At 65.9% G+C, this 13,873-nt stretch carries 12 protein-coding genes; 2 read left to right on the forward strand and 10 right to left on the reverse strand.

Going from position 1 to position 13,873, the window contains the following annotated elements; translation table 11 throughout:
• Window positions 1-166 precede the first annotated feature (166 nt).
• The gene (locus ACSHT2_RS18875) at window positions 167-2,023 is read right to left on the reverse strand and encodes a feruloyl-CoA synthase (protein WP_440635690.1); all 1,857 of its coding nucleotides are present in this window, start codon (window positions 2,021-2,023) and stop codon (window positions 167-169) included.
• A 150-nt stretch (window positions 2,024-2,173) separates the two neighbouring features.
• Between ACSHT2_RS18875 and ACSHT2_RS18880 the strand changes: the two genes are divergently transcribed.
• Complete coding sequence (locus ACSHT2_RS18880) at window positions 2,174-2,680, forward strand: MarR family winged helix-turn-helix transcriptional regulator (RefSeq protein WP_440635692.1); 507 nt, start codon at window positions 2,174-2,176, stop codon at window positions 2,678-2,680.
• Window positions 2,681-2,874: 194 nt separating this feature from the next.
• Window positions 2,875-4,680, forward strand: a complete 1,806-nt coding sequence (gene atzF / locus ACSHT2_RS18885; RefSeq protein WP_440635694.1) for an allophanate hydrolase — start codon at window positions 2,875-2,877, stop codon at window positions 4,678-4,680.
• Between the two features lie 15 nt (window positions 4,681-4,695).
• On the opposite strand, the gene ACSHT2_RS18890 is transcribed toward atzF, so the two are convergent.
• From ACSHT2_RS18890 to ACSHT2_RS18930, 9 genes are all read right to left on the reverse strand, one after another.
• Window positions 4,696-4,911, reverse strand: a complete 216-nt coding sequence (locus ACSHT2_RS18890) for a hypothetical protein (RefSeq protein WP_440635696.1) — start codon at window positions 4,909-4,911, stop codon at window positions 4,696-4,698.
• Between the two features lie 119 nt (window positions 4,912-5,030).
• On the reverse strand, window positions 5,031-5,753 hold the full coding sequence (locus ACSHT2_RS18895) for a GntR family transcriptional regulator (RefSeq protein ID WP_440635697.1): 723 nt from the start codon (window positions 5,751-5,753) through the stop codon (window positions 5,031-5,033).
• On the reverse strand, window positions 5,750-6,145 hold the full coding sequence (hpxZ, locus tag ACSHT2_RS18900) for an oxalurate catabolism protein HpxZ (protein ID WP_028182058.1): 396 nt from the start codon (window positions 6,143-6,145) through the stop codon (window positions 5,750-5,752). The genes ACSHT2_RS18895 and hpxZ overlap by 4 nt, the downstream gene beginning before the upstream one ends.
• A 1-nt stretch (window position 6,146) precedes the next feature.
• Window positions 6,147-7,541 carry an AtzE family amidohydrolase gene (locus ACSHT2_RS18905; protein WP_440635699.1) on the reverse strand — a complete coding sequence of 465 codons (1,395 nt, stop codon included), beginning with the start codon at window positions 7,539-7,541 and terminating at the stop codon, window positions 6,147-6,149.
• 7 nt (window positions 7,542-7,548) lie between these two features.
• Window positions 7,549-7,728, reverse strand: a complete 180-nt coding sequence (locus ACSHT2_RS18910; protein ID WP_440635701.1) for a DUF4089 domain-containing protein — start codon at window positions 7,726-7,728, stop codon at window positions 7,549-7,551.
• 25 nt (window positions 7,729-7,753) lie between these two features.
• Window positions 7,754-9,538 carry a dipeptide ABC transporter ATP-binding protein gene (locus tag ACSHT2_RS18915; RefSeq protein ID WP_440635703.1) on the reverse strand — a complete coding sequence of 595 codons (1,785 nt, stop codon included), beginning with the start codon at window positions 9,536-9,538 and terminating at the stop codon, window positions 7,754-7,756.
• 328 nt (window positions 9,539-9,866) lie between these two features.
• Complete coding sequence (locus ACSHT2_RS18920) at window positions 9,867-10,766, reverse strand: ABC transporter permease (RefSeq protein ID WP_440635704.1); 900 nt, start codon at window positions 10,764-10,766, stop codon at window positions 9,867-9,869.
• Window positions 10,767-10,985: 219 nt separating this feature from the next.
• Window positions 10,986-11,999 carry an ABC transporter permease gene (locus ACSHT2_RS18925; RefSeq protein ID WP_440635706.1) on the reverse strand — a complete coding sequence of 338 codons (1,014 nt, stop codon included), beginning with the start codon at window positions 11,997-11,999 and terminating at the stop codon, window positions 10,986-10,988.
• Window positions 12,000-12,187: 188 nt separating this feature from the next.
• The gene (locus ACSHT2_RS18930; protein ID WP_440635707.1) at window positions 12,188-13,810 is read right to left on the reverse strand and encodes an ABC transporter substrate-binding protein; all 1,623 of its coding nucleotides are present in this window, start codon (window positions 13,808-13,810) and stop codon (window positions 12,188-12,190) included.
• Between the last annotated feature and the right edge of the window lie 63 nt (window positions 13,811-13,873).

Consider the following 13,873-nt stretch of genomic DNA (forward strand, 5'->3'; position numbering starts at 1 on the left):
TATTTCGTTCGCGCGTCCCGGACGCGACGCCGCATGAAATGACGCGGCGCAGAGCCGGGACCCAGGCTAGCGACCTGCGTGAAGAATGGGCCCCGGCTCAGCGCCGCATCACTTGCGCGCTGCGCTGCGTCCAGGGCACGAGAGGGGTACGCGCGGTAACAGCACGCTAGCCGGCGCAGCCGATCCACTCGCCCGACGTATCGTCATTCAGCCGCGCCACCGCATCGGCACGGCGCGTCAACACGGCGCGCTGGTTGATGTAGCCCTTGTCAGTAATCTCGCCGCCATCCACCGATGGCGGCTCGGCGAGCAGCAGCGCGCGCGTGGCGTGGCCGGAGGAGTTGGGGCCCTGCTGTTTCAGCCTCGCCAGACCCTGCGCGATCGCGGCCCTGACCTTTTCATGCGCCAGCACGTCGTTCACAACCGCCGTCTCGGGCAGTTCGGCATGTGCGCGGCAGGCCGCGATATTCGGAAACACCAGGAAGCGCACCTCGTCGCCGCCATGACCGGTGACGACGATGTCCTGCGCGAGCGGCGCCAGCGCGGCGATGCCGGCGACGCGCAACGTGCCGACACTGACCCAGGTGCCGGAATTGAGCTTGAAATCTTCCGCGACGCGGCCATCGAAGAACAGCCCCCGCTCGGGCCGCTCGGCGTCGGCAAGCTTCACGGCGTCGCCGATCAGGTAGAAGCCCTCGTCGTCGAACGCCTGCCTGGTCAGCTCCGGCGCCTTCCAATAGCCGGGCGTGACGTTGGGGCCGCGCACCCTCACCTCCAGCTTGTCGCCGGAGGTGACGAGTTTCAGTTCGGTGCCGGGAATGGGCACACCGATGTTGCCGGAGCGTTCGGCGAGGAAATGACAGTCGGTGGCGAGCGGTGAGGTTTCCGTCGAGCCCCAGGCCGAGACCATCGGCAACGCACGGCCGACGGTCTCCATGGAAAGCTGCTCCAGTGCATCCCAGAGATTCTGCGGCAGCGCGGCGCCGGCATAGAAGGCGAATTTCACCTCGCCAAAGAAGCGGCGGCGCAGTTCCTCGTCGCTGCGCAGCGCCGCGATCAGCATGTCGAAGCCGCGCGGCACGTTGAAATAGACCGTCGGCATGACGCTCTTCAGATTGGCGAGCGACGTCGCGAACAGACCGGGGGCAGGCTTGCCGCTGTCGATATAGAGCGAGCCGCCATTGCGCAGCACGAGGTTGAAATTGTGGTTGGCGCCGAAGGTGTGGCTCCAGGGCAGCCAGTCGAGGATGACGAGATTGCCGCGGTTCTCTTCGAGAAAAGTCCAGGTCTGCGCCTTGGCTTGCTGACTGGAGGTCAGCATGCGCTGGGTGTTGATGACCGCCTTGGGCGTGCCGGTCGAGCCTGACGTGAACAGGAGTTTCGCGACCGTGTCCGGCGTGAGCGCGGCAAAGGCTGTTGCGACGTCGGGCGTCTCGGGTGTCGCCGCAACGGTGCGGAAGGCGAGCGCGCCATCGTCATCGGCATTGCCGCTGATGATCTGCGCTTGGTGCAGCGGCTCGATAGCCGCCAGCGCTGCCGCGAATGGCTTGGTCGCGGAGACATAGATCGCGCCCGGCTCGAGCAGCGCAATCATGCTCTTGAGCTTGTCGAAGTCTCTCGACATCAGCGAATAGGCGGGCGAAATCGCGGCCGAGGGCACGCCCACATGCTGGGCGGCAAGCGCGAGCAGCGCGTGATCGATACTGTTGTCGGAAAGGATCGCGAGCGGGCGCTCTGCGCAGAGCCCCCGCGCCAGGATCCAGGATGCGGCGGCGCGCACCTTCCGCAGCGCCTGGGCATAGGTGACGGTGGTCCAGGGCGCTTCGACATTGCCGCGTTCGCCCAGGAAGATCGCATCCGGCGCTTGCCGCGCCCATTTCTCCAGCCAGTCGCCGACGCAACGCGCGCAGTCGCGCAGCGGATCGGGCGATCGCAGCACGATGCTGCCGTCGGCGCGTTGCTCTGCGACGGTCCTCGGCGTTGCGAACAGGCCTGCAACGTCACCATCTGGGGCGACTGTCATGTGTTTCCTCCTCCGCCCGGATATCGGATCGGCCGCAGCCTCGTTCCGGGCTGCTTCGCCATAATGTTGGGCATGACAATTGTTGTCGTCAACAACAATCTTTCTCTCGATGCCGCGAGGCGTTAGGATTGCGCGACAGGAGACATCGACGTGACCGCCAGTGCAGCCCGGGCCGAGAGCCGCCCCTCCCCACGCAAGCGCGCCGGCAACGGCGCAGCACCTCGCGATGTCGCCGTCGACGTCGGCCTCGACGCACTGGTCGGCCACGCCGGCTATGCGGTGCGGCGCTTCCAGATCTGGATTTTTCAGGACTTCATCAAGACACTCGGCGAGGTCGACATCCGGCCGACGCAATATTCGGTGCTGACGGTGATCGGCGCCAATCCGGGTCTGTCACAGATGGCGGTGGCAAAGCGCCTCGGCATCGAGCGCGCCCGGCTGGTGCATCTGCTCGACAGCCTCGAACAGCGCAAGCTGGTGAAGCGGATCAAGTCCAGGGAGGACCGGCGCTCCCATGCCTTGCACCTCACGGCGCAGGGCGAGACCGCACTGGCGAAGTTCAAGCGGCTCGCGGCCGAGCACGAGCGGCACGTCGAGGCGAAGATCGGCAAGGAGAACCGGGCGCACCTGCTCCGGATCCTCGCCGGCTTCACCTGATCTCGGCTGCTCATTATTTGGGCAGATGCACGTCAGAGGTCGGCGGCACGACCGCCCGCGCGCCTGCCGAAATATCCACCAACCTGCTGATCTTACGATAGTATCCGGAGCCATCGTCCTGCCCGGATAATGTACACAATGGCACATCGCTTGCTTCACTCCGGGCGAAGACAAATTGCCGGAGTTTAGTCGCCATGGGGGCCGAGCAGCCTGAAACGATCGCCGCGATTGTGGCCGCGCATCGCGCGGGCACGCTGACGCCGGCGCAGACGGTCGCACGGACCTACCAGCGCATCCGCGACCACAATGATCCCGCCGTGTTCATCAGCCTGCGCGACGAGAAGGACGCGATCGCGGAGGCCGAACGTCTCGCCACGAAAGACGCCGCCGGCCTGCCGCTCTATGGCGTGCCGGTCGCGGTGAAGGACAATATCGACGCGCTGGGCTTTCCGACCACGGCCGCGTGTCCGGCCTTCTCGTACACGCCGGCGCACGATTCGACCGCCGTGGAGCGGCTGCGCGCCGCCGGCGCCATCATCATCGGCAAGACCAATCTCGACCAGTTCGCAACCGGCCTCGTCGGCGTCCGTTCGCCGTACGGCATTCCCAAAAATTCAATCCGCGAGGATCTCATTCCCGGCGGCTCGAGCTCGGGCTCGGCGGTCGCGGTCGGCGCCGGGCTGGTGCCGCTGTCGCTCGGCACCGACACCGCCGGCTCCGGCCGCGTGCCGGCAATGCTCAACAACATCGTCGGGCTGAAGCCGAGCCTCGGCATGATCTCGACCGCGGGGCTCGTGCCGGCCTGCCGCACGCTCGACTGCATCTCGGTGTTCGCACTGACGGTGGACGACGCCGCCCTCGCGCTATCGGTGATGGCGGGGCCAGACCAGGCCGATCCGTTCTCGCGCGACCGGCCGCTTGGCGCGGTCACGCCGTTGCCGGCAAGCTTGCGCCTGGGTGTGCCGCGCGACGGGCAGCTGATTTTCTTCGGCGACAAGAGTGCGGAAGCCGCTTACGGCGATGCATTGAAGCGATGGACTGCGCTTGGCGCGACGCTGGTCGAGTTCGACCTCGAGCCGTTCTATGAGACGGCGCGGCTGCTCTATGAGGGTCCCTGGGTCGCCGAGCGCTACCTCGTGATCAAGGACCTGCTCGCCTCCGCGTCCGACACAATCCACCCCGTGACGCGCGAGATCACCGTCGCCGGGGCGCGGCTGACCGCGGCAGAGACCTTCTCGGCGCTCTATCGCCTGCAAGGGCTGCGCAAGGTCGCCGAGCGGACGTTTGCGAATATCGACGCGCTGGTGCTGCCGACCGCGCCGACGGCCTACACGACCGCACAGGTGCTCGCCAACCCGATCGAGCTCAACAGCCGTCTCGGCACCTACACCAATTTCGTCAACCTGCTCGACCTCTGCGGCCTCGCCATACCCGCATCGATGCGCAGCGACGGCGTTCCGTTCGGCATCACGCTGCTCGCGCCCGCAGGACGTGATGCGCTGCTCGCCAGCATCGGCCGGGTCTTCCATGCGGATACCCAGCTGACCGTCGGCGCGAAGGGTGTGGCGCAAGCACCACTCGCAGCGCTTGCCACCCCCAGCAGCGACGAGATTCCGATTGCAGTGGTCGGTGCGCATCTGTCCGGCATGGCGTTGAACGGCGAATTGACGGCGCTGAACGGACGCCTGATCGAGGCGACCAGGACCGCGCCCGACTACCGGCTCTACGCGCTCGAGACCACGCCGCCAAAGCCCGGCATGCTGCGCGTCGCAGCCGGCAAGGGCGCCGCCATCGAGCTGGAAATCTGGTCGCTGTCGCCGTCTGCCTTCGGCAGGTTCGTCAACGCCATTCCCGCACCGATGGCGATCGGCACGGTGCGCCTTGCAGACGGCCGCTCGGTGAAGGGGTTTCTCGTCGAGCCGGAAGTGCTGGGCGACGCCCGCGACATCACCGTCTATGGCGGCTGGCGCGCTTACATGGCGGAAGCCGCGACGGCGTAGACGGCAGTTGCGATCTCACGCCGATTTGCGCCAGGCGGCTTCGTTCTTCTTCTCGTAGTCATCGAACGCCTTGACGAGGCCGGACAGCCCCTCGGCCGAGGTCTCGAACATGGCGGTGAGCTGCGGCTCGTCGACCTTGCGGATGTCTTCGCGCAGATGCGCCACCGTCTCCTGGAGACGCTGCTTCATCTTCTGGGTGTGGTGCCGGGGATCTTTCTCGGAGGACGCCATGGTGTTTCTCCTCATCGAATGGATGGGAGAAACGGTCGTGGTAGAGCCGGGTTCCCGACGGAAGATGCCGCTCCTTCACCTCGCAGTGAGCGCACAAACCAGCTCGCGAGATGACGAAATTACACGGAAACCGCGTAGATCTCGTACTCCCCGCGCACCAATTCGATATGCGCGCGCATCGCGGCGGCGGCGCCCTGCTTGTCGCCGCGCATGATGGCGACGACGACGCGGTCATGCTCGGCTTGCGACTTGGCGAGGCGGCCGAGATTGCGGAACTGGGCGCGGCGGAACGGCTGCACGCGGACGCGGGTGGCGAGCGTGATCTCGGCGATATAGCCGTTCTGCGAACCGGCATAGATCGCGTTGTGGAAGCGCTCGTTGACCTCGTGGAAACGCTCGGGATTGCCGGTGTAGCTCAGCACCCGCAGCTCCTCGTGGATCGCCTCCAGGCCGTGACGCTCGGCCGCCGACATGCGTTCGGCGGCAAGGCATGCGCACAATGCCTCGAGCTCCGCCATCGCCTCGAACATGCCTTTCAGCCGCTCGACGGATGGCTGCGCCACCACCGCGCCGCGATGAGGCCGCGCCTCGACCAGCCCGCTCGCCACCAGCTGGCGCAGCGCCTCGCGCACCGGCGTGCGCGAGACGTTGAAGCGCCGTGCGATGTCGGTCTCGTCCAGCGGAGAGCCCGGCGCCAGCATTCCGCGCACGATCTCGTCGGCAAGCTGAAGACGCAGCTCCTCGGCGCGCGTGACCTTCTGCACCGATGGCAGTGCCCGGTCGACGCGAGGCACCACCGGCTCGGCCGGCAATGTTCCCCGCGGAAGATCATCAAGCGTCATACGGTCTCTTTCGGCTCGTCGATGATGCTGACATGGGCCGCGACGACGCGCCAGCCCTCCGGGAAACGAATCCAGGTCTGCATCTGCCGGCCGACCTTGCCGGGCGCCGTGTCGCGATAGAACAGGGTGGAGGCCACGGCCGTGTCGCGGCCGTAGCTGGTGATCACCGTCCTTGCGGTGCGCCGGTTCAGCCCGACCGGCGAGCGGGCGGCGCGAAAGCCGGAGATCGCCTCATAGCCATAGAGATTTTCGCCGATGCCGTAGCGCAGCGTGCGGGGATCGTTGCGAAAGAGCTCGCCGAGCACGGCGACGTCGTTGCTGACGAGGGCCTGCTCATAGCGATCGAACGCGGCTTTGACTTCCGCGATCACCTCGGGGAGATCAATCTCCATCTCAGAATCCTCTTGGCGCGGGCGCAGCAGCGACGCCCATCTTCTCCAACGCGTGCGCGACGCGCAGCGCGATGTCCTCGCGCCAGGGCGCACAGATGATCTGCACGCCGATCGGCAGCGGCTCGAGCGGCACCGGCACTGCGACGACCGGCAGGCCGATGAACGAGATCGGCTGGGTGTGGATGCCGATATTGGCGCGCACCGGCAGCTCGACGCCATCGAGGTTGAAATTCACCTGGCCGAGCTTTGGCGCGGTACAGGGCGTCGCCGGCGCCAGCAGCACGTCGACCGATTTGAAGATCTGGGCAAGCTGGGCGCGATACCAGCGGCGGAATTTCTGCGCGCGATCGACCAGCGGCGCGGGCACCATGGCGCCCGCGATCAGCCGATCGCGCACGGCCGGATCAAAGTCGTTCGGGCGCTTGCGCAGGCGATCGAGATGCAGCGAAGCGCCTTCGGTGGTGGTGATGACATAGGCCGCGGCCCGGGCGCGCGAGGCTTCAGGCACGTCGACGACTTTCGTCGCACCAAGCGCCTTGGCAACGCGGCTGACGGCTTCGACCGCTTCCGGAAACACGTTCTTCTGGAAGTGACCGCCGGCAATGGCGATGCGTAGATCCGAGACCGGATTGGCGAGCAGCGGCAGCGTCGGTTCCAGCCCACGCGTGGTGCAGGCGCTGTCGTCGGCATCCGGCCCCTGCATCACGTCATAGGCGAGCGCGAGATCGGTGACGGAGCGCGCGAACGGGCCGAGATGATCGAGGCTCGCCACGAACGGGAAGGAGCGCGCGCGCGACAGCCGGCCATAGGTCGGCTTCAGGCCAAAGATGCCGCAGAACGAGGACGGTACGCGGATCGAGCCGTTGGTGTCCGAGCCGAGCGCGAGCGGCACCAGCGCTCCGCCGACCGCGCTGCCGGAACCGCCGGAAGAGCCGCCAGTCATCCGCGTGGTGTCATGCGGATTGCGCGAGGGGCCGTCGTGGACGTTCTCGCCGGTGAAGTCGTAGGCGTATTCGCCCATGTTGAGCGCACCGACCAGAACTGCGCCGGCGGCTTCCATGCGCTCGATCAGCGCCGCATCGCGCGTCGCAGGCGCGCGATCGCGGTTGATCTTCGAGCCTGCACGGGTCGGCAGGCCGGAAACGTCGAACAGGTTCTTCACCGCGAAGGGAACGCCCGCAAGCGGACCGACTTCCTTGCCGGCGGCGATATCGGCATCGATCGCGCGTGCTTTTGCGCGCGCACGCTCGGCGGTGACGTCGGTGAAGGCGTTGAGGACGCCGTCGTGCTGCTTGATGCGCGCGAATGCAGCTTCGGTGGCATCGAGCGCGGACATCCTGCCGCCTGCAACCGCACGCGCGATCTCGGAGGCCGTCATCTCTGGCTTGGTGGTCATGGCAACATCAGGCGGTGAAGATGGGCGCCGGCTCGGTCTCGTCCGGCAGCGCGAATTCGTCGACGAGGCGGGCGAGGCGCAGCGACACTTCGAGGTTGGCACGCACCGCCGGCCTCCAGGCCTCCTCGACCGGCAGCGCCAGCGATTTCGATACGGCGTCGATATAGTCGTCCAGGGGTTCGGCCATCACGCTCTCAACAGTCAGTGCACTCTCAGTGTACCTGCAACGGCGGATGCGGGATCGCCGTCAGCAGCTCCTTGGTGTAGTCGTCCTGCGGATCGCTCAAGACCTTCTCGGAAGAGCCTTCCTCGACGATTCGCCCCGTCCGCATGACAATGACACGATCGCACAACAAGCGCACCACATTCAAATCATGCGAGACGAACAGATAGCTCATACCTAGCCGCGCCTTGAGGTCCTGCAGCAGATTGAGCACCACGGCCTGCACCGAGACGTCCAGCGCCGCCGTCGGCTCGTCCAGGATGACGAGCTTGGGATGCAGGGCGATCGCGCGGGCGATGCCGACGCGGGCCTTCTGGCCGCCGGACAATTGATGCGGGAAGCGGTCGAGCAGATTGTGCGGCAGGCCGACCATGGTGGCCAGTTCCTCGCAGCGTGCGCGGAGCGCGTCGCGCCCCTTGACATCGCCGAGCTGCAGAATCGGGTCGGCGATGGCACGCACGGCGGTGAAGCGGGGGTTGAGGCTGTCGGTGGGATCCTGGAACACCATCTGGATGCGGCTGCGCTGCGGCAGGCGGGCGAAGGCTGATGGTGCGATGCCGGAGATCGCCTCTCCCTCGAACTGGATCAGTCCGGAGGTCTGGTCGAGCAGCCGCATCACCATCATCGATGTCGTCGATTTGCCGCAGCCGGATTCGCCGACGAGGCCGACGCTCTCGCCATGGCCGATCGAGAAGCTGATGCCGTCGACGGCGCGGAACACGTCCGGCTCGACCGGCGGCTTGCGGCCGAACAGCTTGCCGAGCACGGCGGTGGCGCCCTGGCGGGGATACTCCTTCACAAGCTTGTCGACGAGGAGGAGGGGCTTTGTACTCTCGTCACCCCCGGGCTTGACCCGGGGGTCCATCGAGGGAGAGGCGTCTTTCGAAGTGTGATGGATGGCCGGGTCAGGCCCGGCCATGACGGATGGGGATTGCGCCGCTACGCCCTCCTCCTCCGGCAGCAAGTCTCGCAAGGACACGCCGAGCCGCGGCGTCGCGCGCATCAGCTTCTTGGTGTAGGGGTGCTGCGGGCTGGCGAAGATGTCGGCGGCCTTCGCGGTCTCGACCACCCGGCCCTTCTCCATCACGACGACGCGGTCGCAATAGGCGGCAGCCAGGCCCAGGTCGTGCGTGATCAGGATGGTCGACATCGCGCGGCGCCTGGTCAGCTCGACGATCAGGTCCATCACCGCCTTCTGCGTGGTGACGTCGAGGCCGGTGGTCGGCTCGTCCGCGATCAGGAGCTGCGGATTGCAGGCCAGCGCGAGGGCGATGACGACGCGCTGGCACATGCCCCCCGAGAGCTCGAAGGGATAGGCGTGGTAGCGCTCGCGCGGGCGGGCGATCTTGACCTGCTCCAGCGCCTCGATCGCTTTCTCGCCATGATCGGCCACCTGGGCCTGCTGCACATGGGTGCGCAGCACGTCCTCGATCTGGTCGCCGACTTTCCGGATCGGGTTCAGCGCCGCGCGCGGGTTCTGGAAGATCATCGAGACTTCGCGGCCGCGCAGGTCGCGCATCTGGTCCTCGGTCGCGGCCTTCACGTCGATGCCGGAGAACATCACCGATCCCTCGGCGATCCGCCCGGCGCGGTCGAGGATGCGCATCACCGCGTAGGAGGTCACCGACTTGCCGGAGCCGGACTCGCCGACGATGGCGAGCGTCTCGCCCTTGGCGACGGAGATGTTGACGTGCTGCACCGCTTTCACGATGCCGCGGCGGGTGGTGAATTCGACGGTGAGGTCCTGGACGTCGAGCAGGGGCTGCGCGGTCATGGGCGGCTCCCGTCAGTCAAAAGGTCGAAAACAACCCCATGCACAGTAGATATGGACCTGGAATCATTGAGGAATTTTGGCCAGAATTTTGCGTGTGAGACAGGCACTGCTCTCTCATTCCCTCCCCCCTTGTGGGGGAGGGTCAGGGAGGGGGGTGCCACACGGGGACCGTCTCCGCATGCGAGCATCGCGACATCCGCCCCATGGATACTTTTTCCTGGGCTACCCCCCTCCCCACCCCTCCCCCACAAGGGGGGAGGGAGCGAGAGAGTTGCGCCCACCTGACATTCGAGGCGAGCGTTGCTCATCCCGCACTGGTCACCAATCATCACGTCCTCCGCTGGGGGTCGACGATGTCGCGCAGGCCGTCGCCGAGGAGGTTGAAGCAGAACACGGCGATCATCAGGGCAAGGCCGGGGAATAGCGCGATCCACCATTCGCCTGAGACCATGAAGCCGGCGCCCTCCGCGACCATGATGCCCCATTCGGCGGTGGGCGGGCGGACGCCGAGGCCGATGAAGGAGAGGCCCGCGGCGTTCAGGATGGCGTAGCCCATGGTCAGCGACATCTGCACGATCATGATCGGCATGATGTTCGGGAGAATGTGTACCAGGAGGATGCGGAATTCGCCGTTGCCCGACAGGCGCGCGGCCTGCACGAAGCCGGCATTGCGACGGACATTGGCTTCGGCGCGCGCGACGCGGGCATAGAGCGGGAAGTTCACGATCGCAGTTGCGAGGATGATGTTCTGCACGGTGTTGCCGAGCGCGGCGACGATGCCCATGGCGAGCACGAACAGCGGGAAGGCCATGATGGTGTCCGCGATGCGGCCGACGATGCGATCGGTCCAGCCGCCGAAATAGCCGGCCGCGATGCCCGCGAGCCCGCCCATCAGGAACACCAGCGCCACCGAGGCGACCGCGATGAAGACGTCGAGCCGGGTTGCGACGATGACGCGGCTGAAGATGTCGCGCCCCAACTGATCGGTGCCGAACCAGTGCGCCGCCGAGGGCGGCTTCAAGGCTGCGGCGGTGTCGGAGGCGAGCGGATCGTAGGGCACCACATAGGGGCCGAAGATCGCGGCGGCGAGGATCAGGACCAGAAGGGCGAAGGCAAAGCCCGTGACCTTGTTCTCGCCGAGCACGTAACGGGTCTGTTCGAGGATCGCTACGAGGCCCGAGGTCCGCGCGGGACCGACGGGGTCGACTGCAGGCGCAACGGAGCTCATGGTCTCACTCCTGGAGCGTTTGCGCGTTGGGATGAATTGACGCGCTGCGAACTCTGTTTGCCTCTCCCGCTTGCGGGAGAGGTCGCGCCGACGGCGCGGGTGAGGGCTTTCTCCTCTGGGGGTTCTCGACCGCGGAGAAACCCTCTCCCCAACCCTCCCCCGCAAGCGGGGGAGGGAGCGCACCGTTCGCATGACTCGCATCCGACACGATCATATAGGCTACCCTTCCAGCCGCACGCGCGGATCGATCACGCCATACAAAATGTCGATCACGAGGTTGAGCAGCACGTACATGACCGCCATGGTCAGCACGAAACCCTGCACCGGCGCGAAGTCCGACGAGATCAGCGCTTCCACGGCGTAGGAGCCGATGCCGGGCCAGGCGAAGACTTTCTCGACCAGCACGTTGGCGCCCAGCAGGAACGAGAACACCATGCTGAGCGTGGTGATGACCGGAAGCATCGCGTTGCGGAAGGCGTAGGTGACGATCACGGTTGCGGGCGACAGGCCGCTGGCGCGCGCGGTTCGGACGAACTCGCTGGCGAGCACCGCCAGCATCGAGGCGCGCGTCATGCGCGCGATCGGCGCCAGCGAGAAGATCGCGAGCGTCGTCGCGGGAAGAATGAGCTGGCTCAGCGCCGAGCGGAACGCCTCGACGTCGCGCGCGAGCAGGGTGTCGATCAGGTAGAAGCCGGTCACGGTCGGCGGCGCGCTGTAGAACACATCGAGGCGGCCGAGCGGAGCCGGCGACCAGCCGAGCCGGAAATAGAGGACATAGACCAGCACGAGGCCGGTGAAGAACACCGGCAGCGACACGCCGGCCGTCGTCGTGACCCGGCAGAGATGGTCGATCCATGATCCTGGCCGGGTGGCCGCCAGCACGCCGAGCGGAATGGCGATCGCGATCGAGACGAAGAGGCCGAGCAGTGTCAGCTCGGCGGAGGCCGGCAGGCGGTTGCGAATTTCCGCCGCCACGGGCTGGCCCGTCGTCAGCGAGTTGCCGAAATCGCCGTGGGCGAGGTCGTTGGCGTAGCGGAAGAACTGCTCGACCAGCGGCTTGTCGAGGCCGAGTTTCTTGCGGATCTGCTCGACCGCTTCTTTCGTTGCGGCAGGGCCGGCGAAGTACGCGGCGGGATCACCGGGCAGCGCGCGCGTCAGCAGGAAGGTGACGATGACGACGCCGATCAGCGAGGGAATCGCGAACATCAGGCGCTTGCCGATCATGGTCAGCATGGGGCGCTCCTGCGCGTGTTGCGCACGCTGCTCGCCACGCACTCCGCCGCGTTCCCTCCCCCCTTGTGGGGAAGGGTTAGGGAGGGGGGTAGCTCCGCGATAGGTCGGAGTTCGTGGCTGCCCCTCTCCCCAACCCTCCCCCACAAGGGGGGAGGGAGCCCGAAGAGCGTGCTCACCTCACCCATGACTCACCCCTTCGCCATCGCGCGATAGTCCAGGCGGCGGTGGAACCAGTATTGGTAGCCGCTGATGTTCTTCTGCATCGCGACGTTGACGAAGGGCTGGTACAGCGGGATGCGCGGGATGTCGCTGAAGGCGAGATCGACGAAGCCCTTCACGTCGGCATCATAGGTGGCCTTGTCGCCGGTGGCTGCGGCGGTGCGCGCGCCGTCGATGAGCTTGTCCATCTCCGCCGACTTGTAGCTCATGGTGTTGAAGACGGAATTGTTGCCGTGATAGCACCAGTAGAAGAAGTATTCGGGGTAATCGAGCCAGCCCGAGAACACGTTGGTGAAGAGCGGCATCTCCTTCTTGTTCAATTCGGTGCGCCAGTTGGCGCCGGGTACCTTGTTGATGGTGGTCTTGATGCCGAGCTGGGCGAGGCTCTCCTGCACCAGGATGCAGAGCGGCTCGTTGACGCCCGCAAAATTGAGATCGAACGAGATCGTGGTCTCGAAGCCGTTGGCGTAGCCGGCTTCCGCCAGAAGCGCCTTCGCCTTCTCCATGTCGGTGTTGAACTTGTGCGGCTGCGGCCAGGCGACTTCGGTCGGCTTATCCTTGGGCGCGCCGAACATGGGGTTGCCGAGGCCGAACAGCACGGCGTCCATGATCTTCTGATATGGCATCGCATAGGCGATCGCCTGCCGCACCTTCGGATTGTCGAACGGCGGCTTGGTGACGTTCATGCCGATATATTGGATGCCGTTGGAGAACGGCAGCGACACGACGTTGAGCTTGCCGCTCGCTTTCATCTCCTGGAAGTCCTTGAACGGCAGCTCATAGGAGATGTCGGCGTCGCCACGCTCGAGCAGCGCGCGGCGGTTGCCGGCCTGCGGCACCATGCGCCAGATCACGCGCTTGATCTTCGGCAGGGGACCGCCGACCCAGGCGTCGTTGCGCTCCATCACCACTTCCGTGCCGGCGGTCCATTTCGTCACCTTGTAGGCGCCGGAGCCCGCGGTTTGCTGCTTGGTGAATTCGAGACCCCAGGGATCCTTCTCGCTGGCGTTCTTCTTCACCAGCTCGGAATTGACGATGCAGGGCACGATGACGGCAAGATCCGGGATCGTGAGCTTGTCCTTCTTCAGGAAGTCGACGCGCACGGTGTGGTCGTCGATCACGACGAACTGCTCCGGCTTGGTCAGCGAGCCCGCGCTCATCTGGAAGGTCGGGAAGCCGCCGACGCTGACGGCGCGGTCGAGCGACCACTTCACGTCCTTGGCGGTGACCGGCGCGCCGTCGTGGAACTTGGCGTTCTTCTTCAGCTTGAAGGTGACCGACATGTCGTCGATCTTGAAGTCCTCGGCGAGTTCGCCCTTGAACTTGTCGCGGTCGTAATAGGGCACGCCGCCGGGACCGCTCTTCATCTCGTGGCTGATCAGGCGGTCGTAGCAATTCCAGGACACCTCATAGCCGGGCACGTTGGTGCCGACGCCGTGGATGTCGAGATTGTTCGGGCCGCCCTCCGAGACGATCAGCAGCGTCTCGGAGCGGGCATCGGCCTTGGCGGAGGAGACTACCGATGGCATGGCCGGAAGCGCCGCTCCCGCGGCCAACCCGGAAACGGATTTGAGGAAATCGCGGCGCTTCATGAAATTGCTCCAACACAACGTTTTGGTTGGAACCGGATTCGCAAGGTTCGTGCCAAGGGTTAA

The organism is Bradyrhizobium sp. PUT101 (genome assembly GCF_052043945.1).
Classification (GTDB): Bacteria; Pseudomonadota; Alphaproteobacteria; order Rhizobiales; family Xanthobacteraceae; genus Bradyrhizobium.